A 19,501-nucleotide genomic window follows, 5' to 3' on the forward strand; every position below is an offset into this window, starting at 1 on the left:
GGTCGACGTCCAAGAGAGCTTGGGCCGGCCGGTTGTCTATTCGCGCCCTACCTTAAGGGACAGGCGCGTTTAGGTCGAGATTAAAAATTCAGGTCGAGATCAAGGCCTATGGAAGGCACCTGACCGTCAACGGTATTGGAGGAAGACGTTGTCTCGCCCGAACTGGTCACGCAGGGCTTGAATCAACGCATCCGCCGGGTCGATTCGCCAGGTCTCGCCGAACTGCAGCAAGGCCTTCGCATCGGGGCTCGTGTATTCCATGGTGATCGGGCACGCGCCGCGGTGACGCTTGAACAACTCACCCAGCCAGCGTAGCTGATCGCCCTTCAAATCCTTGGTCTGCAGCTTCAATCGCAGGCTTTCGGCCAGGTTGGTGCGCGCGTCCTCCATGCTCATCACCCGTTTGACCCGCAGACGCAAACCGCCGGAGAAGTCGTCATTGCTGACCTCGCCTTCGACCACCACCATCGCGTCAGTCTGCAACAGCGACTGCGCGGAATGGAACGCGTCGGCGAACAGCGAGGCTTCGATCCGGCCAGAACGGTCGTCGAGGGTGATGAACCCCATCTTGTCGCCCTTTTTGTTCTTCATCACCCGCAGGGCGATGATCATGCCTGCGACGGTCTGGGTATCCCGAGCCGGCTTCAAGTCGATGATGCGTTGACGAGCGAAACGGCGGATTTCACCTTCGTATTCGTCGATCGGGTGACCGGTCAGGTAAAGGCCCAGGGTGTCTTTCTCCCCTTTCAGGCGTTCCTTCAGGGTCAGCTCTTTCGCCTTGCGGTTATTGGCGTAGACGTCGGCATCTTCCTCGACAAACAGCCCGCCAAACAGGTCGGCGTGGCCACTGTCGTGGGTGCGGGCGGTTTGTTCGGCGGCCTTGATCGCCCCTTCCATCGCGTTCAACAAGACCGCGCGGTTCTGGTCGATGCTCGCTTGATAGGCTTTCGGTTCGTCATGGAAATAGGGCCCCAGACGATCCAGCGCACCGCTGCGGATCAAACCGTCCAGCGTGCGTTTATTGATGCGTTTGAGGTCAACCCTGGCGCAGAAATCGAACAGGTCCTTGAACGGACCGTCCTGGCGCGCCTCGGTAATCGCCTCAACAGGGCCTTCGCCCACACCCTTGATCGCGCCGAGGCCGTAAATAATCCGGCCTTCTTCATTCACCGTGAACTTGAATTCGGAGGTATTCACATCCGGCGCGTCGAGACGCAGCTTCATGGTGCGAATTTCTTCGATCAAGGTCACGACCTTGTCGGTGTTGTGCATATCCGCTGACAGTACCGCGGCCATGAACGGCGCCGGGTAGTGCGTTTTCAGCCACGCGGTCTGGTACGACACCAGGCCGTAAGCGGCGGAGTGGGATTTGTTGAAGCCGTAACCGGCGAATTTTTCCACCAGGTCGAAAATGTTACCGGCAAGGTCAGCGTCGATATTGTTGGTCTTGCAACCTTCAATGAAACCGCCGCGCTGCTTGGCCATTTCCTCGGGCTTTTTCTTACCCATGGCCCGACGCAGCATGTCCGCACCACCAAGGGTGTAACCGGCCATGACCTGGGCAATCTGCATCACCTGTTCCTGATACAGGATGATGCCGTACGTCGGTGCCAGTACTGGCTTCAAGCCTTCGTACTGGTAGTCCGAGTGCGGGTACGCGAGTTCGGCGCGACCGTGCTTACGGTTGATAAAGTCGTCAACCATGCCCGATTGCAAAGGGCCCGGACGGAACAGAGCCACCAGTGCGATCAAGTCTTCCAGGCAGTCGGGCTTGAGCTTTTTGATCAGCTCTTTCATGCCGCGCGACTCGAGCTGGAACACCGCAGTGGTTTCGGCTTTTTGCAGCAGCGTGTAGGTCGGCTTGTCGTCCAGCGGAATGAACGCGATGTCCAGCGGTGGCTCGTTGACCTTGGCGCGATCGCGGTTGATGGTTTTCAACGCCCAGTCGATGACCGTCAGGGTCCGCAGACCCAGGAAGTCGAACTTCACCAGGCCCGCAGCTTCAACGTCGTCCTTGTCGAACTGGGTTACCAGGCCATCACCGGCTTCGTCACAATAGATCGGCGAAAAGTCAGTCAGCTTGGTCGGCGCGATCACCACACCACCGGCGTGCTTGCCGACGTTGCGCACAACACCTTCGAGCTTGCGCGCCATTTCCCAGATTTCGGCGGCTTCTTCATCGACCTTGATGAAGTCACGGAGGATTTCTTCCTGCTCGTAGGCTTTTTCCAGGGTCATGCCGACTTCAAACGGAATCATCTTCGACAGACGATCCGCCAGACCGTAGGACTTGCCCTGCACCCGCGCCACGTCCCGGACCACAGCCTTCGCGGCCATGGAACCGAAAGTGATGATCTGGCTTACCGCGTTGCGGCCATACTTTTCGGCCACGTAGTCGATGACCCGATCACGACCGTCCATGCAGAAGTCGACGTCGAAGTCGGGCATCGATACCCGTTCCGGGTTGAGGAAACGTTCGAACAGCAGGTCATATTCCAGCGGATCGAGGTCGGTGATCTTCTGCACATAGGCCACCAGCGAGCCGGCACCCGAACCACGGCCAGGACCTACCGGCACGCCGTTGCTCTTGGCCCACTGGATAAAGTCCATAACGATGAGGAAGTAACCCGGAAACCCCATCTGGATGATGATATCCAGCTCGAAATTCAGCCGATCGACGTAGACCTGACGCTTGGCTTCGTAGTCTTGCGTCGTGTCCTTGGGCAGCAGAACGCTGAGGCGCTCTTCCAGGCCATCGAAGGACACCTTGCGGAAATACTCGTCGATGGTCATGCCATCGGGAATCGGGAAGTTGGGCAGGAAGTGAGTGCCCAGCTTCACTTCGATATTGCAGCGTTTGGCGATCTCGACGGTGTTTTCCAGCGCCTCGGGAATGTCGCTGAACAGCTCGGCCATTTCCTCGGCGCTTTTGAGGTATTGCTGATCGCTGTAATTCTTCGAACGCCGCGGATCGTCGAGGGCGCGGCCCTCACCGATGCAGACGCGGGTCTCGTGGGCGGCGAAGTCTTCCTGCTTGATGAAGCGCACGTCGTTGGTTGCCACGAGTGGCGCGCCGATTTTCTCCGCCAGGGCCACGGCGCCGTGCAGTTGTTCTTCATCGTTGGGGCGATTGGTGCGCTGGATTTCCAGGTAAAAGCGATCCGGGAACACCGCCATCCATTCACGCGCGAGCTTTTCCGCTTCTGCCGGATTGCCGCTGAGCATGGCCAGGCCAATCTCGCCTTCTTTCGCTGCCGACAGCATGATCAAGCCTTCGCTGGCCTCGGCCACCCACTCACGCTCGATGATGACCGAACCATTGCGCTGGCCGTCGATGAAGCCGCGGGAGATCAGCTCAGTCAGGTTGCGATAGCCGACAGCGTTCATTGCCAACAGGCTGATCCGGCTCAGGGCGTTGTCCGGATCCTTGTTCGACAGCCACAGGTCGGCGCCGCAGATCGGCTTGATGCCTGCACCCATGGCCGCTTTATAGAATTTGACCAGGGAACACATGTTGTTCTGGTCGGTGACCGCGACGGCAGGCATGTTCATGCCGACCAGGGTCTTGACCAGCGGTTTGATCCGCACCAGACCGTCGACCAGGGAATATTCAGTGTGCAGGCGTAGATGAACGAATGAAGCCGGCATAGTGATCCTGTCTAGAAACGTGAAGACAACAAGGCCCGGATTGTACCGGGCCTTGGCAAAAACATCAGCCTTGCAACTAACTCTCGATCAGGCTTTCCCGAGCTTCGTATGCCAACCGCACCGGGGCAAACGAGCGGCGATGAATCGGTGTCGGGCCCAGACGCGCCAAGGCTTCCAGATGAACGGGCGTCGGATAGCCTTTGTGACCACCGATGCCGTAACCCGGGTAAATCAATTCGAAAGCAGCCATTTCACGATCGCGACTGACTTTGGCCAGTATCGACGCCGCAGCAATTGCTGGCACCTTGCCATCACCCTGCACCACCGCTTCAGCACGCATGGACAGCTTCGGGCAGCGGTTACCGTCGATCATCGCCAGTTTTGGCTGAATGTGCAGGCCTTCGATCGCACGCTGCATGGCCAGCATGGTGGCATGGAGGATGTTCAACTCGTCGATTTCTTCGACTTCCGCGCGCGCGATGCACCAGCTCAGGGCCTTCTCGCAAATTTCGTCGTAAAGCTTTTCGCGGCGGGCTTCGGTGAGTTTCTTCGAATCGTTCAAGCCCAGGATCGGACGGTTCGGATCAAGGATCACAGCTGCGGTTACCACGGCGCCACAAAGCGGGCCGCGACCGACTTCGTCAACACCGGCAACCAGATCTTCGACTTCAGCGACCAAGGTGAAATCCAGCCCCATTTGCATGCTTGTTTTACTCATTGTACTTGGCCGATCAGTTTCAGCACTGCATCCGCAGCCTGGTTGGAGGCATCCAGACGAAGGGTCCGGTGAATCTGGTCGAAGCCGCGTGTCTGTTCCTCGCCACCCTCGATCAGTGGCGACAAGGTCTGGGCCAGCGCTTCAACCGTCGCATCGTCCTGCAGCAATTCGGGCACCAACAGGCGCTGGGCCAACAGGTTCGGCAACGAGACGTAGGGGCTCTTGACCATGCGCTTGAGAATCCAGAACGTCAGCGGTGCCAAACGATAGGCAACGACCATCGGCCGCTTGTACAACAAGGCTTCGAGGGTAGCCGTTCCGGAGGCGATCAACACCGCGTCGCAAGCTGCCAGCGCCAGATGGGATTTGCCGTCGAGCAGGGTCAGCGGCAGATCGCGACCGATGAGCAACTCTTCAAGCTGCGCGCGGCGCTGAGGACTGGCGCACGGCATGACGAACCGAACGCCAGGACGCAGGGCGCGCAGACGCTGGGCGGTATCGAGGAACAACGCCCCCAGACGACCTACTTCGCCACCGCGACTGCCGGGCATGAGCGCGACCAACGGCCCGTCAGGCAAACCGAGTTCAGCCCGTGCGGCGGCGCGGTCGGCTTCAAGCGGGATCGCATCGGCCAGGGAATGCCCGACAAACCGCACCGGCACACCCTTCTCTTCATAGAATTTTGCTTCGAATGGAAACAGCGTGAGCATCAGGTCGCAGCCTTCGCGAATCTTCAGCACCCGCTTCTGCCGCCACGCCCAGACCGACGGGCTGACGTAGTGCACGGTCTTGATCCCGGCCTGGCGCAGCTTGAGTTCGATATTCAGGTTGAAGTCCGGGGCATCGATACCGATGAACACATCCGGCTTCTCGGCGATCAGGTCAGCGACCAGTTTCTTGCGGCGCTTGAGCAACTCGCGCAGTCGACCCAGCACTTCCACCAGGCCCATGACCGAGAGACGCTCCATCGGAAAGTACGAGGTCAGGCCTTCGGCCTGCATCAGCGGACCACCGACACCGATGAACTCGACTGCCGGATGCTGTGCCTTGAGCGCACGCATGAGACCGGCGCCCAGAATGTCACCGGAAGCTTCACCCGCCACCAGCGCAATACGCAGATTAGCCATGATTAACGCGTGATGCCGCGGGTCGAAGACTGGATGGAATCACGGAACACCGCGACTTCCGGAAACTGCGCCGAAGGTTCGGCCAGTTCGGCGAGCGCTTGTTCGACGGTCAGGCCCTGGCGGTAAACCACCTTGTAGGCTCGACGCAGGGCGTGGATCGCGTCTTCGCTGAAACCACGGCGACGCATGCCTTCGAAGTTCATGCTGCGCGCTTCGGCCGGGTTGCCGAACACCGTCACGTACGCTGGAACGTCCTTGCCGATGGCGGTGCCCATACCGGAAAAGCTGTGGGCGCCGATATGGCAATACTGGTGGACCAGGGTGAAACCGGACAGGATCGCCCAGTCTTCAACGTGCACATGGCCCGCCAGCGCGGTGTTGTTGACCAGGATGCAGTGGCTGCCGATGACGCTGTCGTGGCCGATGTGGGCATAGGCCATGATCAGGTTGTGATCGCCCAGGGTCGTTTCCGAACGGTCCTGAATGGTCCCGCGGTGAATCGTCACGCCTTCACGGATGACGTTATGGTCGCCGATGACCAGACGGGTTTCTTCACCTTTGTATTTCAGATCGGGAGTGTCCTCGCCTACCGAAGAAAACTGGTAGATGCGATTGTGCTTACCGATTCGGGTCGGGCCTTTGAGAATCACATGCGGCCCGATCACTGTCCCCTCGCCGATTTCCACACCTGCGCCGATGATCGACCAGGGGCCGACCTCAACGTCGTCAGCCAGAATGGCCGACGGATCGATGATTGCGCGAGGGTCAATCAAACTCATAGTTTGCGTTCCGCGCAGATGATTTCAGCGGAGCAGACTGGTTTGCCATCGACCGAAGCCTGGCATTCGAACTTCCAGATCTGACGCTTGCAGCTGATGAAGCGGGCTTCAAGGATCAATTGGTCACCCGGGGTGACGGGCTGGCGAAAACGAAGCTTGTCGGAGCCGACGAAGTAGTAAAGCGTGCCGTCGGCGGGCTTCACGTCAAGCATTTTGAAGCCAAGGATACCGGCAGCCTGAGCCATCGCTTCGATGATCAGCACGCCCGGCATGATTGGATGCGCGGGAAAGTGACCATTGAAGAACGGTTCGTTGATGCTGACATTCTTGTAGGCGCGAATGCGCTTGCCTTCCACGTCCAGTTCCACGACCCGGTCCACCAGCAGGAACGGGTAACGGTGAGGCAGGTATTCGCGAATCTCGTTGATGTCCATCATTTCGGGGGGAAGCCTATGTAGAGATTGGAAACGCGCGACTGACGCGCGTTCCTCTAGCAAATCAAGGAGGCAGTCTAGCGGCTGTGCACACTTGATATGGAAATGGTATCAGCCATCTGATGAAGCATTACCGTCAGGGGTCACTTCCCCTGCCCGCTTTTCCAGCTGTCGCAGCCGCCGCGCGATGTCATCGAGCTGACGGATGCGTGCCGCGCTTTTGCGCCATTCGGCAGCCGGTTGCATGGCCGTACCGGAAGAGTAGGAGCCCGGCTCGGTAATCGAGTGGGTCACCATGGTCATCCCGGTGATGAAAACCTTGTCGCAAATTTCGATATGCCCCACCAGCCCAACGCCACCGGCGAGCATGCAGTGCTTGCCGATCTTGGTGCTGCCGGAAATGCCCACGCACGCGGCCATGGCGGTGTGATCACCAACCTGGACGTTGTGAGCGATCTGAATCTGATTGTCGAGCTTGACGCCATTCCCGAGGACGGTATCGGCCAGCGCACCGCGGTCGATGGCGGTATTCACGCCGATCTCCACATCGTCACCGACCAGAACACCACCGATCTGAGCGATTTTCTGCCAGATGCCTTTCTCGTTGGCAAAGCCGAAGCCTTCGCCACCCAGTACCGCACCGGATTGAATCACCACCCGCTTGCCGATGCGCACGTCGTGATACAGCGTGACGCGCGGTGCGAGCCAGCCACCTTCACCAATGACGCTACGGGCGCCGATGAAGCAGTGCGCGCCGATGGTCGTACCCGCATCAACTCGCGCCCCGCTTTCGATAACCACAAATGCACCGATACTCGCCGCCGGATCGATCACCGCGTCCTCCGCCACTACCGCTGTCGGATGAATACCGGCAGCCGCCTTGGGCTTGGGATCGAACAGGTGGGAAATGCGTGCATAAGCAAGATACGGGTCGGGCACGACCAGCGCATCCCCGTCAAACCCTTCGGCGTCAGCGGCTTTCAGCAACAGGGCTGCAGCCCGGCTGTCAGCCAGGTATTTACGGTATTGGGGATTTGCCAGAAAGCTCAACTGAGCTGGGCCAGCCTCTTGCAAAGTGGCTAGCCCAGTAATTTCCTTCTCCGGGTTGCCACGCAGGGTGGCGCCGAGGAACTCGGCCAACTGGCCGAGTTTTATGGTCGCTGTCATGGATTACTTCAGCTGATTCATGCGCTCGATAACCTGGCGAGTGATGTCGTACTGAGGCTTGACATCAATCACTGCACCACGCTCGAAGACCAGGTCAAAAGCACCTTTCTTGATGACTTCTTCCACAGCGCTGTCCAGTTTCGGCTTGAGCTGCTTCAGCATTTCACGGTCAGCAACGGCTTTGGCTTCGTTCAGTTCCTTGGACTGGAACTGGAAGTCACGGGCCTTTTGCTTGAATTCAAGTTCCAGACGCTCACGCTCGCCTTGCTGCATCTTGTCGCCGCCCGCCATCAGGCGGTCCTGAATACCCTTGGCGCTGCTTTCCAGCGTCTTGAGCTTGGTCAGCTGCGGGCCGAACTTCTTCTCGGCATCGACGGCGTATTTCTTGGCCGCGTCGGATTCCAGCAGAGCCATCTGATAGTTCAGAACGGCGATTTTCATGTCGGCAAAAGCCGGGCCTGCTACCAGTACGGTCGCCAGGAGAACCAATTGAGTCAACTTACGCACGATGCACTCCTACAAAATCCATTGTCGTTATCTTGGGTCAGACGCTTAGAACGTCTGGCCGAGGGAGAATTGGAACACTTGAGTTTCAGCCTCATCCGGTTTCTTGATCGGCATGGCCAACGCGAAACTCAGAGGACCCAGTGCGGTAACCCATGTCACACCTACACCGACAGAGCTGGCCATGTTGCTCAGACTGATGTCGTTGCATTGCGTATTGGACTTCGAACCGTCTGCATTGGTCGGCGTCTTGCACTGCGAGTCGAACACGTTACCCACGTCCCAGAATACCGAGGTACGCAGGGAACGCTGATCCTTGACGAACGGCAGAGGGAACAGAACCTCCACACCGCCCTGGATCAGGACGTTACCACCGAATGGCAGCGGATCCTGATCCGGATCGAGCGCGGTGCCCGGATTGCGGCCGGTACTCGGTGTACTGCGAGGACCCAGGGTGCTGTCCTTGAAGCCACGAACCGAGTTGAAACCACCAGCATAGTAGTTTTCATAGAACGGCAAGCCATCGGTCGAACCGTAGCCATCGCCATAACCCAGTTCGGTATGCAGGCGCATGGTGTAGTTTTCGCTCAGTGGCTGGAACAACTGACCACGGTAGTCGAGCTTGAAGAACGACAGGTCACTGCCCGGCGTCGTGGATTCCAGCACCAGGCTTTGGGAATGACCACGGGTCGCCAGCACACCTTTGTTCAGGGTCGACTCGGACCAACCGGCCGACGCCTTGAAGTTCAGGTAGTTGTCGCCTTCCTTGTTAACGAAGTCGAAGATCTCGTCAACGGTGTACAGGCCAGTCTTGATCTTGTCCTGTTGCGCGGTCAGACCGAAGGTCAGACGCGACGTTTCGCTGATCGGGTAACCGACGCTCACGCCTGCACCCAGGCTGTCTACGGCATAGCTGGCTACGTCGACGTCGAGGTCTTTGTAGTCAGTGGTGCGATAGAAAGCGTTGTAACCCAGGCTCACGCCATCAGCAGTCCAGTACGGGTCGACATAACCGAAGTTATAGCGGCTCTGGTATTCACTGCGGGTCAAGCCGACGCTGACCTTGTTACCGGTACCCAGGAAGTTGTTCTGGGTGATCGAACCACCGAGGATCAGACCAGCACTCTGTGCGAAGCCGACGCTGGCGGTAATCGAACCGGAAGCTTGCTCTTCAACGCTGTAGTTCACGTCAACCTGGTCATCGACACCCGGAACGGCCGGGGTTTCGACGTTGACTTCCTTGAAGAAGCCCAGACGCTCAAGACGGGTCTTGGACTGGTCGATCAGATAGGTCGAAGCCCAGCCACCTTCCATCTGACGCATTTCACGGCGCAGCACTTCGTCTTCGGACTTGGTGTTGCCACGGAAGTTGATGCGGTTGACGTAAGCACGCTTGCCCGGATCGACAGCGAAAGTGATATCGACAGTGTGGTCTTCATCGTGCGGCTGAGGTACGCCGTTGACGTTGGCGAAGGTGTAGCCCTCGTTACCCAGACGGCGGGTGATCAGTTCGGACGTGGTGGTCATCAGCTTGCGCGAGAACACCTGGCCTTTCTGCACCAGAAGCAACGACTTGACCTGGTCCTCAGGGACTTTCAGGTCGCCGCTCAGCTTGACGTCACGAACGGTGTACTTCTCGCCTTCGTTGACGTTGACGGTGATGTAGACGTGTTTCTTGTCCGGGGTGATGGATACCTGGGTCGAAGCGATATCCATGTTGATATAGCCGCGGTCCAGGTAGTAGGAACGCAGACGTTCCAGGTCACCGGAAAGCTTTTCACGGGCGTACTTGTCGTCGTTCTTGAAGAACGACAGCCAGTTGGTAGTCTTGAGTTCGAACAGGTCGATCAGGTCTTCATCAGGGAAGACCGTGTTACCCACCACGTTGATGTGCTGGATAGCAGCGACGGTGCCTTCGTTGATGTTGACCTTCAGCCCGACGCGGTTGCGCGGCTGCGGCACCACTTCGGTGTCGACGGTAGCCGAGTAGCGGCCCTGCGCGACGTATTGGCGCTGCAGTTCGTTACGTACACCTTCGAGGGTGGCACGCTGGAAGATCTCGCCTTCGGCCAGACCGGATTGTTTGAGGCCTTTCATCAGGTCTTCAGTGGAGATCGCCTTGTTGCCCTCGATCTCGATACTGGCGACTGACGGACGCTCGACTACCGTAATGACAAGAACATTGCCATCGCGGCCCAGCTGGATATCTTGAAAGAACCCGGTTTTGAACAGCGCACGAGTGGATTCCACCAGGCGACGATCATCCGCCTGTTCACCGACGTTCAACGGCAAGGCACCAAAGACGCTACCCGCGGAGACCCGCTGGAGGCCATTGACGCGAATATCAGAGATAGTGAAGGACTCGGCGTGAACTTCGGCGATCATCAATACGGTGAGAACCGCAGTTAGCAGCAGACGTTTCATGAAGTCCTTTCTTATTCCAACTGGCAATAAACAAACTGCCGCAAAATGCGGCAGATTCGCAATTCAGCGGAGTGTTACAGACGGCCCAAATCATTGACCAGAGCAAGCAACATCACCCCGACCACCAAACTGATACCGATCTGTATCCCCCAACCCTGCACCCGATCCGACAAGGGGCGACCACGCGCCCACTCGATCAGATAAAACAACAAATGCCCCCCATCCAGTACAGGAATGGGCAACAAATTCAGAACCCCCAGGCTAATACTCAGATAAGCAAGGAAATTCAGGAAATCAGCGACGCCCGACTGGGCAGAAGCGCCCGCCACTTTAGCAATGGTTATCGGTCCACTCAAGTTTTTTACCGAGAGCTCACCGAACAACATTTTCTTGAGCGAATCGAGGGTCAGTACGCTCATGGTCCAGGTGCGTCGAGCCCCCTCGCCAATCGCTGCCAAAGGCCCGTAACTGACCTCGCGAATCATCTCCGGTGGCCAATCGATTGCTTTCACCCCGGCACCGAGATAACCACTGGGCGACTTTTTCTCGCCGCGAGCAGCGAGCGTCACAGGGACGTCGATTTGAGCACCATCACGCTCGACGCGCAGCATGATTTTGGTATCCGGTTGCGTACGAACGGTGTCGACCACCTGCTGCCAGTCATCGAGCGCCTTGCCATCCAATGCCAACAACCGGTCACCGGTTTTCAGGCCAGCCGCCTGTGCAGGGCCTTTCGGGTCAAGCTCGGCCAAAACCGGCGGCAATGCCGGACGCCAAGGGCGAATACCCAACGAACGAATCGGATCCGGTTCGTCGGCGCCCTTGAGCCATTTATTCAGGACCAGCTCACGAGGCGAATCCGCTGTGGAACCCTGCTCGCGGACCAGCACCTGAAGGGAACCGCTCTCGCCAAGACGGCGAACCAGCTGCAGATTGACGGCCCCCCAACCCGAAGTCGGCTCGCCATCGATGGCGACAATTTCCTGACCAGGGCTCAAACCGGCCTTGGCGGCGATACTGCCAGACTCAACGGCACCGATAACAGGCCGCACCTGCTCGCTGCCGAGCATCGCGAGCACCCAGAAAAAAATCATCGCCAGTAAAAAGTTGGCAATCGGGCCTGCCGACACAATTGCAATGCGCTGACGGACGGATTTGCGATTGAAGGATTGATCGAGCTGATCGGCTGGCACTTCGCCTTCGCGCTCATCGAGCATCTTCACGTAGCCGCCCAGCGGGATCGCGGCGACGACGAACTCAGTGCCTTTCTTGTCGTGCCAGCGCAGCAACGGCATGCCGAAGCCCACGGAGAAGCGCAGCACTTTGACCCCACAGCGACGCGCGACCCAGAAATGGCCGAATTCGTGGAAGGTGACCAGCACGCCCAGGGCTACCAGGGTGCCGACAATCATATAGAGCGCGCTCATCTACTTTCTCCGCAATCCTATCCAGTGCTGCATGGGCCAACGTGTGGCAGCACTTACCGCCCGTGACGACTCAACCATTGCCCGGCCAGGACTCGCGCTTTCGCGTCAGCCGTGAACACAGCCTCGAGATCATCCACCGCAACAACAGGCTCGAGATTCAAGACTTCTTCGATGATACTCGCGATTTCCAGATAACGAACCCGCCCGTCGAGAAACGCGGCGACTGCCACTTCATTTGCCGCATTTAGCATCGCTGGTGCGCTATTGCCAGCCTCGGCAGCCTGACGCGCCAGCCGCAGGCATGGGAAACGCTCTTCATCGGGCGCCTGGAAATCCAGACGTGCGATGGCAAACAGATCCAGCGGAGCAACGCCCGAATCAATACGCTCCGGCCAGGCCAGGGCGTTGGCGATCGGTGTGCGCATGTCAGGATTGCCCAGCTGAGCCAATACTGAACCGTCGATGTAGTCGACCAGCGAATGAATCACACTCTGCGGGTGAATCAACACTTCTACCTGGGACGGCTTGGCATCGAACAGCCAGCAGGCCTCGATCAGCTCGAGCCCCTTGTTCATCATGCTCGCCGAGTCCACGGAGATCTTGCGCCCCATGGACCAGGTCGGGTGCGCACAGGCCTGCTCAGGCGAAACATCGGCGAGCTCGGCCAAGGGTGTCTGCCGGAACGGACCGCCAGAGGCTGTCAGCAAGATCCGACGAACGCCCACGACCCCGAGCCCACGGGAAAAATCCTGCGGCATGCACTGGAAAATCGCGTTGTGCTCGCTGTCGATCGGCAGCAGCACTGAACCGCTTTTGCGTACGGCCTGCATGAACAGCGCGCCGGACATCACCAGCGCTTCTTTGTTGGCCAGGAGAATTTTTTTGCCGGTTTCAACGGCCGCCAGGGTCGGACGCAAGCCCGCCGCACCGACGATGGCCGCCATGACCGTATCGACTTCCGGATCGGAGGCGACCTGACACAGGCCCTCCTCCCCAACCAGCACGCGAGTCGACAGACCGGCTGCACGCAAATCGTCCTGCAGGACCCGGGCGGCGCTCTGCTCCGGCACGACGGCGAACTTCGGTGCATGACGGACACAAAGCGCATGCAACTCGCTCAGACGCGTGAAGCCGCTCAAGGCAAAAACCTGATACCGCTCGGGATGACGGGCAATGACGTCGAGCGTGCTCAGACCGATCGAACCGGTCGCCCCCAGAACGGTAATCTGTTGAGGGCGGCTCACGGTGCGACCATCCAAAGCAGCACAGCGAATACAGGAATCGCAGCCGTCAGACTGTCGATGCGATCCAGCACGCCGCCATGACCGGGCAGCAGATTACTGCTGTCCTTGATGCCGGACTGGCGCTTGAACATGCTTTCGGTGAGATCGCCCACCACCGAGATGAACACGACAATTGCCGCACCGATCAACCCTTTGAAAAGCTCGGCAACCGTCCAGTCGCGAACCAGGCCGACAATGACGGTGATGACCAGGCTCAGCGCCAGGCCGCCATACACGCCTTCCCAGCTTTTGCCGGGACTGACCTGCGGCGCCAGTTTGCGTTTGCCGAACGCGCGACCAGAGAAGTAGGCACCGATATCGGCCCCCCAGACCAGCACCATCACCGCCATGATCAGCAAGTTACCCAATGGGTATTGTTTGATCTGCACCAGACCTTGCCAGGCCGGCAGCAGAACCAACAGACCGATCACCAATTTGGTCGCCGCACTGGACCAACGCTCGCTGGAACGCGGATACGTCAGCACCAGATACGTCGCCACACCCCACCACAGCACCGAAGCGCCCAAAACCCAGGGCGCAAGCCCCGGCAGGATGTGCATGACAAACAACATCAACGCGACCATTGCTGCGTAGGCCACGCGCATCGGTTGAGCGGCAAACCCCGCAAGGCGCGCCCATTCCCAGGCACCGAGGGTCACGACCAGCCCGATAAACAGCGCAAAGCCGGAACCTTCAAGCAGGAAAAACCCGCCCAAGGCAATCGGCAGCAGTATCAGTGCAGTGATGATTCGTTGTTTAAGCATTAAACCCGGGCTCCAGCCTCGACCTGCTCGCTCGTTTTACCGAAGCGACGCTGACGAGAAGCGAAATCGGCCAGCGCGGTGCGCATGGCGTCGTGTTTGAAGTCCGGCCAGAACAGGTCGGAGAAGTACAACTCGGCGTAAGCCAGTTGCCACAGCAGAAAGTTGCTGATGCGGTGCTCACCACCGGTGCGGATACACAGGTCCGGCAACGGCAGGTCGCCGGTGGCCAGGCAGGTTTGCAACAGTTCCGGGGTAATGTCTTCCGGACGCAGATGGCCGGCCTGGACTTCTCGCGCCAGACGCTGCGCGGCCTGCGCAATGTCCCACTGACCGCCGTAGTTGGCCGCGATCTGCAGGACGAAGCGATTGGCGCCCGCCGTCATGGCTTCAGCCTCGCGCATGGCCGCCTGAAGCTCTGGATGAAAACGCGAACGGTCGCCAATGATGCGCAGACTGATGTTGTTTTCGTTCAGGCGCTTGGCCTCGCGACGCAACGCCTTGAAGAACAGGTCCATCAAGGCACTGACCTCATCGGCCGGGCGCTGCCAGTTCTCGCTGGAGAAGGCGAACAGCGTCAATACCTCGACCTTGGCCTCGGCACACACCTCAATCACCGCACGAACTGCATCCACACCCGCTTTATGCCCGGCGACACCCGGCATAAAGCGTTTTTTCGCCCAGCGATTATTGCCATCCATGATGATCGCGACATGGCGCGGCACCGCGGACGGCGCAACCTGCTTGGTCTTTTCCATGAAAACGCGACCCTTACACGGCCATCAGGTCTTTTTCTTTCTGCGCCAAATTCGCGTCGATTTCAGCCACGTACTTTTTGGTCAGATCATCAATTTCGCCAGTGGCGCGACGCTCTTCGTCTTCACTGATTTCCTTTTCCTTGACCAGGTCCTTGAGCTGGCTGTTTGCGTCACGACGGATGTTGCGCACGGCAACACGGGCATCTTCCGCAACATCACGAGCCTGCTTGGTGAAGCCCTTGCGGGTTTCTTCGGTCAGGGCCGGCATGGAGATCAGCAGCAGCTCACCCAGGTTGGTCGGATTGAGGTTCAGACCCGCGCTGCCGATGGCTTTGTCGACGGCACCGAGCATGTTGCGCTCAAAGGCAACGACTTGCAGGGTACGGGCGTCTTTGACGGTGATGTTCGCCACTTGCTTGATCGGGGTGTCGGAACCGTAATACGGCACCATCACGCCTTCCAGAATGCTTGGGTGCGCCTGGCCGGTACGAATGCGGCCGAAGTTGTGCAGCAGCGATTCCACCGATTTCTTCATGCGCTCTTGAGCGTCTTTCTTGATTTCGTTGATCATTGTTGGCCTTCCTCGATCAGGGTCCCTTCAGCGCCGCCATGCACGATGTTCAGCAGGGCGCCGGGCTTGTTCATGTTAAATACGCGCAACGGCATTTTGTGGTCGCGGCACAGACAAATGGCTGTCAGATCCATCACGCCCAGCTTGCGATCCAGCACTTCATCGTAGGTCAGATGATCGAACTTCTCGGCATGCGGGTCCTTGAATGGATCTGCGGTGTAGACACCATCGACCTTGGTCGCTTTCAGCACGACGTCAGCGTCGATTTCGATCGCACGCAAGCAAGCTGCCGAATCCGTGGTGAAGAACGGATTGCCGGTGCCGGCTGCAAAGATCACGACTTCCTTGGAGTTCAGGTGGCGCATGGCTTTGCGGCGATCATAGTGATCGGTCACGCCAACCATGGAAATGGCCGACATCACGATGGCCGAGATATTGGCACGTTCCAGCGCATCACGCATGGCCAGGGCGTTCATCACAGTGGCCAGCATGCCCATGTGGTCGCCTGTGACCCGATCCATGCCGGCCGCGCTCAGCGCTGCCCCGCGGAACAGGTTGCCGCCGCCGATCACCAGACCGACCTGGACACCGATGCCAACCAGTTGGCCGACTTCCAGCGCCATGCGATCCAGAACTTTCGGATCGATCCCGAACTCTTCCGAGCCCATCAGGGCCTCGCCGCTAAGCTTGAGTAGAATGCGTTTATAGCGAGCCTGATAACCACTGCCCTGCTGAGCCATTGCGAATCTCTCCTGCGGCGTATTTTAAAAATTCTTTGCGAGCTGTTTACAGCTGGCGTTCACTCTAGCTTGGCGCTGCTTCAGCGCCATCGGAACATGGCTTTGTAAGCCAGTTCCAAAGGGAAACCAATAAAAATTGGTGCCCCATCTGAAAAGAGGCTGCGCGCGTAAGCGGGCAGCCTCTTCAGGGCGACAGTTAAAAAACCGTCTTATTGCTTGGCGGCAGCCAGCTGGGCAGCAACTTCTTCAGCGAAGTTGTCGACCGGCTTCTCGATGCCTTCGCCTACTTTGAAGTAGGTGAAAGAAACGATTTCAGCACCGGCTTTCTTGGCCAGTTCGCCGACCTTGATTTCAGGGTTCTTGACGAACGCCTGCTCAACCAGGCTTGCTTCAGCCAGGAACTTGCTGATACGGCCTTTGACCATGTTCTCAACAATGTTTTCTGGCTTGCCTTTGATTTTTTCTTCGTTCAGCTGCAGGAACACGGCTTTTTCGCGCTCGATTGCTTCAGCGGAAACTTCCGATGGCAGCAGGAACTCAGGGTTGCTGGCCGCTACGTGCATAGCGATGTCTTTGGCCAGCTCAACGTTGCCGCCCTTCAGAACAACCGCAACACCGATCTTGTTGCCGTGCAGGTAACCACCAACAACATCACCTTCAACGCGAGCCAGGCGACGGATGTTGACGTTTTCGCCAACCTTGCCGACCAGTACCAGGCGAGCAGCTTCTTGAGCTTCGATCAGCGGAGCGACGTCAGTCAGTTTGTCAGCGAACGCTTTTTCAACGCTTTCAGCAACAAATGCCTTGAAGTCGTCCTGCAGAGCCAGGAAGTCGGTCTGCGAGTTCACTTCCAGCAGAACGGCGGATTTACCGTCTTCTTTCAGAGCGATAGCGCCTTCAGCAGCCACGTTGCCTGCTTTCTTGGCAGCCTTGATGGCGCCCGAAGCACGCATGTCATCAATGGCTTTTTCGATGTCGCCGCCAGCCTTGGTCAAGGCTTTTTTGCAGTCCATCATGCCTTCGCCAGTACGCTCGCGCAGTTCTTTGACCAACGCTGCAGTAATCTCTGCCATTTCAAAATTCCTCTTGGATAGGTTTTCAACCATTCCACCCGATCGAACGGGCGTTCAATTCTTCCCGAACCACCCTTGTTAGCAGCTGCAAGTTACAAATGCTGTAAATGCGCCACCGGACAAATGGTTTTCGAGGTGGCAAAAAGGGGGCCAAGCCCCCTTTTTGCTTACTGAGTCAACGCCAAGGCGTCAATTACTCAGCTGCAGCTGCCGGAGCTTCTTCAACGAACTGCTCGGTGCCACCAGCAACGTGGTTGCGACCGCGGATTACAGCGTCAGCCATCGAACCCATGTACAGCTGGATAGCGCGGATTGCGTCATCGTTGCCTGGGATGATGTAGTCAACGCCTTCCGGGCTGCTGTTGGTATCGACTACGCCGATAACCGGGATGCCCAGCTTGTTGGCTTCGGTGATCGCGATGCGCTCGTGATCAACGTCGATAACGAACAGTGCGTCTGGCAGACCGCCCATGTCCTTGATACCACCCAGGGAACGATCGAGCTTCTCAAGATCGCGAGTGCGCATCAGCGCTTCTTTCTTGGTCAGCTTGGCGAAAGTACCGTCTTCGGCTTGCACTTCAAGGTCACGCAGACGCTTGATGGAAGCACGGATGGTTTTGAAGTTGGTCAGCATGCCGCCCAACCAGCGGTGATCGACGTACGGCGAACCGCAACGTGCTGCTTCTTCAGCAACGATCTTGCCAGCGGAACGCTTGGTGCCGACGAACAGAATCTTGTTTTTGCCCTGGGCCAGACGCTCTACGAAAGTCAGAGCTTCGTTGAACATTGGCAGGGTTTTTTCAAGGTTGATGATGTGGATCTTGTTACGCGCGCCGAAAATGTACTTACCCATTTTCGGGTTCCAGTAACGGGTCTGGTGACCGAAGTGCACACCGGCCTTCAGCATATCGCGCATGTTGACTTGGGACATGATAGTTCCTTAATAAGTCGGGTTTGGCCTCCACGTATCCCAATGACCAACCAGCAGCATCAGCTGAAGGCACCCAGGTCATCGTGTCGACACGTGTGTGGATTTAAGCCTTTCGGGGTATCCCCGGAAAGCGGCGCATTTTATATCACAAGACTCCAAAAAACGGAACCCGGATTCTCAATTCCTGATGCGAGCCTTCATCTACACCCTTGGAATCGCTCAAGAATGCGCCTATCTATAGAGAGAAGCGATGCACAGAGGCTCAGATTTGCGCTGATCGTCTGTTAGAATCGCGTTTTTCAGGGCGGCGAACATCGATCGCACACTGCCCATTCCGTGTTAGCAAGCGCCATTGAGCGCAGAGAGAGCCTGTATGACCGTCACCCTCAAAACCCCGGAGGACATCGCAAAAATGCGTGTCGCCGGCAAACTGGCCGCCGATGTGCTGGAAATGATTGCTGAACACGTCAAGCCGGGCGTCACCACCGAAGAGCTGGACCGTATCTGCCACGACTACATCGTCAACGTGCAGCATGCCATCCCTGCCCCGCTCAACTACAAAGGCTATCCGAAGTCGATCTGCACCTCGATCAACCACGTGGTCTGCCACGGCATTCCGAACGAGAAGCCATTGAAGGATGGCGACACGCTGAACATCGACGTCACCGTGATCAAGGACGGCTTCCACGGCGACACCAGCCGCATGTTCCACGTCGGCACCGTGCCGGTCTGGGCGGAGCGCCTGTCGCAAGTGACCCAGGAATGCATGTACAAGGCCATCGAAATCGTCAAACCCGGCTGCCGCCTGGGCGACATCGGTGAAGTGATCCAGAAGCACGCCGAAAAGAACGGTTTCTCGGTGGTTCGCGAGTTCTGCGGCCACGGCATCGGCAAGGTGTTCCACGAAGAGCCGCAGATCCTGCACTACGGCCGCGCCGGCACCGGCATGGAACTGAAAGCCGGCATGACCTTCACCATCGAGCCGATGATCAACCAGGGCAAGGCCGACACCAAAGTACTGGGCGACGGCTGGACCGCGATCACCAAGGACCGCAAGTTGTCGGCACAGTGGGAGCACACGCTGGCAGTGACCGAAACCGGTTACGAGATCTTCACCTTGCGCAGCGATGACACCATCCCGCGCGTTTCGGCCTGA

Annotated in this window: 17 protein-coding genes; 1 reads left to right on the plus strand and 16 read right to left on the minus strand. The window is 58.1% G+C overall.

The window, feature by feature from the left end; genetic code table 11:
• Positions 1-126: 126 nt before the first annotated feature.
• The 16 genes from dnaE to rpsB all read right to left on the minus strand — a co-directional run bounded on the left by dnaE (position 127) and on the right by rpsB (position 18,345).
• Positions 127-3,648 carry a DNA polymerase III subunit alpha gene (dnaE, locus tag FBY04_RS24080; protein WP_084322282.1) on the minus strand — a complete coding sequence of 1,174 codons (3,522 nt, stop codon included), beginning with the start codon at positions 3,646-3,648 and terminating at the stop codon, positions 127-129.
• Between the two features lie 76 nt (positions 3,649-3,724).
• Entirely contained in the window at positions 3,725-4,351 is a 627-nt protein-coding gene (gene rnhB / locus FBY04_RS24085; RefSeq protein ID WP_017336711.1) for a ribonuclease HII, read from the minus strand.
• A gap of 11 nt (positions 4,352-4,362) precedes the next feature.
• Complete coding sequence (gene lpxB / locus FBY04_RS24090) at positions 4,363-5,493, minus strand: lipid-A-disaccharide synthase (RefSeq protein ID WP_145317364.1); 1,131 nt, start codon at positions 5,491-5,493, stop codon at positions 4,363-4,365.
• A 2-nt stretch (positions 5,494-5,495) separates the two neighbouring features.
• On the minus strand, positions 5,496-6,272 hold the full coding sequence (gene lpxA, locus FBY04_RS24095; protein WP_145317367.1) for an acyl-ACP--UDP-N-acetylglucosamine O-acyltransferase: 777 nt from the start codon (positions 6,270-6,272) through the stop codon (positions 5,496-5,498).
• Complete coding sequence (fabZ, locus tag FBY04_RS24100; protein WP_017336708.1) at positions 6,269-6,709, minus strand: 3-hydroxyacyl-ACP dehydratase FabZ; 441 nt, start codon at positions 6,707-6,709, stop codon at positions 6,269-6,271. The genes lpxA and fabZ overlap by 4 nt, the downstream gene beginning before the upstream one ends.
• Positions 6,710-6,817: 108 nt before the next feature.
• Positions 6,818-7,873 carry a UDP-3-O-(3-hydroxymyristoyl)glucosamine N-acyltransferase gene (lpxD, locus tag FBY04_RS24105; protein ID WP_084322279.1) on the minus strand — a complete coding sequence of 352 codons (1,056 nt, stop codon included), beginning with the start codon at positions 7,871-7,873 and terminating at the stop codon, positions 6,818-6,820.
• A gap of 3 nt (positions 7,874-7,876) precedes the next feature.
• Positions 7,877-8,380, minus strand: coding sequence for an OmpH family outer membrane protein (locus FBY04_RS24110; RefSeq protein WP_008028980.1), 504 nt, complete (start codon positions 8,378-8,380; stop codon positions 7,877-7,879).
• A gap of 45 nt (positions 8,381-8,425) precedes the next feature.
• Entirely contained in the window at positions 8,426-10,801 is a 2,376-nt protein-coding gene (gene bamA / locus FBY04_RS24115) for an outer membrane protein assembly factor BamA (RefSeq protein WP_084322278.1), read from the minus strand.
• A gap of 74 nt (positions 10,802-10,875) precedes the next feature.
• Positions 10,876-12,228, minus strand: a complete 1,353-nt coding sequence (rseP, locus tag FBY04_RS24120; protein WP_145317370.1) for a sigma E protease regulator RseP — start codon at positions 12,226-12,228, stop codon at positions 10,876-10,878.
• Between the two features lie 53 nt (positions 12,229-12,281).
• The gene (gene ispC / locus FBY04_RS24125; protein ID WP_145317373.1) at positions 12,282-13,472 is read right to left on the minus strand and encodes a 1-deoxy-D-xylulose-5-phosphate reductoisomerase; all 1,191 of its coding nucleotides are present in this window, start codon (positions 13,470-13,472) and stop codon (positions 12,282-12,284) included.
• Complete coding sequence (locus tag FBY04_RS24130) at positions 13,469-14,275, minus strand: phosphatidate cytidylyltransferase (RefSeq protein ID WP_145317376.1); 807 nt, start codon at positions 14,273-14,275, stop codon at positions 13,469-13,471. Before FBY04_RS24130 ends, ispC begins: the two co-directional genes overlap by 4 nt.
• Positions 14,275-15,030 (minus strand): polyprenyl diphosphate synthase, encoded by a 756-nt coding sequence (gene uppS, locus FBY04_RS24135; RefSeq protein WP_084322274.1) that lies wholly within the window; start codon positions 15,028-15,030, stop codon positions 14,275-14,277. Before uppS ends, FBY04_RS24130 begins: the two co-directional genes overlap by 1 nt.
• A gap of 13 nt (positions 15,031-15,043) precedes the next feature.
• Complete coding sequence (gene frr / locus FBY04_RS24140) at positions 15,044-15,601, minus strand: ribosome recycling factor (RefSeq protein ID WP_084322273.1); 558 nt, start codon at positions 15,599-15,601, stop codon at positions 15,044-15,046.
• A complete protein-coding gene (pyrH, locus tag FBY04_RS24145) occupies positions 15,598-16,341 on the minus strand; it encodes a UMP kinase (RefSeq protein ID WP_003189161.1) in 744 nt (247 codons plus the stop codon). Before pyrH ends, frr begins: the two co-directional genes overlap by 4 nt.
• Before the next feature lie 209 nt (positions 16,342-16,550).
• The gene (tsf, locus tag FBY04_RS24150; protein WP_145317379.1) at positions 16,551-17,414 is read right to left on the minus strand and encodes a translation elongation factor Ts; all 864 of its coding nucleotides are present in this window, start codon (positions 17,412-17,414) and stop codon (positions 16,551-16,553) included.
• Between the two features lie 193 nt (positions 17,415-17,607).
• A complete protein-coding gene (gene rpsB, locus FBY04_RS24155; protein WP_007907989.1) occupies positions 17,608-18,345 on the minus strand; it encodes a 30S ribosomal protein S2 in 738 nt (245 codons plus the stop codon).
• Between the two features lie 373 nt (positions 18,346-18,718).
• Between rpsB and map the strand changes: the two genes are divergently transcribed.
• Entirely contained in the window at positions 18,719-19,501 is a 783-nt protein-coding gene (map, locus tag FBY04_RS24160) for a type I methionyl aminopeptidase (RefSeq protein WP_084322271.1), read from the plus strand.

The organism is Pseudomonas sp. SJZ080, assembly GCF_007828295.1.
In the GTDB taxonomy this organism is placed as follows: domain Bacteria; phylum Pseudomonadota; class Gammaproteobacteria; order Pseudomonadales; family Pseudomonadaceae; genus Aquipseudomonas; species Aquipseudomonas migulae_A.

Excerpts from the sequence above, each read along its gene's own strand:
- rnhB (WP_017336711.1), bottom strand. The coding sequence starts at position 4,351 with ATGCAAATGGGGCTGGATTTCACCTTGGTCGCTGAAGTCGAAGATCTG.
- uppS (WP_084322274.1), bottom strand. The coding sequence starts at position 15,030 with ATGGAAAAGACCAAGCAGGTTGCGCCGTCCGCGGTGCCGCGCCATGTC.
- rpsB (WP_007907989.1), bottom strand. The coding sequence starts at position 18,345 with ATGTCCCAAGTCAACATGCGCGATATGCTGAAGGCCGGTGTGCACTTC.
- map (WP_084322271.1), top strand. The coding sequence starts at position 18,719 with ATGACCGTCACCCTCAAAACCCCGGAGGACATCGCAAAAATGCGTGTC.
- rseP (WP_145317370.1), bottom strand. The coding sequence starts at position 12,228 with ATGAGCGCGCTCTATATGATTGTCGGCACCCTGGTAGCCCTGGGCGTG.
- lpxA (WP_145317367.1), bottom strand. The coding sequence starts at position 6,272 with ATGAGTTTGATTGACCCTCGCGCAATCATCGATCCGTCGGCCATTCTG.
- frr (WP_084322273.1), bottom strand. The coding sequence starts at position 15,601 with ATGATCAACGAAATCAAGAAAGACGCTCAAGAGCGCATGAAGAAATCG.
- dnaE (WP_084322282.1), bottom strand. The coding sequence starts at position 3,648 with ATGCCGGCTTCATTCGTTCATCTACGCCTGCACACTGAATATTCCCTG.
- fabZ (WP_017336708.1), bottom strand. The coding sequence starts at position 6,709 with ATGATGGACATCAACGAGATTCGCGAATACCTGCCTCACCGTTACCCG.
- lpxD (WP_084322279.1), bottom strand. The coding sequence starts at position 7,873 with ATGACAGCGACCATAAAACTCGGCCAGTTGGCCGAGTTCCTCGGCGCC.
- lpxB (WP_145317364.1), bottom strand. The coding sequence starts at position 5,493 with ATGGCTAATCTGCGTATTGCGCTGGTGGCGGGTGAAGCTTCCGGTGAC.
- tsf (WP_145317379.1), bottom strand. The coding sequence starts at position 17,414 with ATGGCAGAGATTACTGCAGCGTTGGTCAAAGAACTGCGCGAGCGTACT.
- bamA (WP_084322278.1), bottom strand. The coding sequence starts at position 10,801 with ATGAAACGTCTGCTGCTAACTGCGGTTCTCACCGTATTGATGATCGCC.
- FBY04_RS24130 (WP_145317376.1), bottom strand. The coding sequence starts at position 14,275 with ATGCTTAAACAACGAATCATCACTGCACTGATACTGCTGCCGATTGCC.
- pyrH (WP_003189161.1), bottom strand. The coding sequence starts at position 16,341 with ATGGCTCAGCAGGGCAGTGGTTATCAGGCTCGCTATAAACGCATTCTA.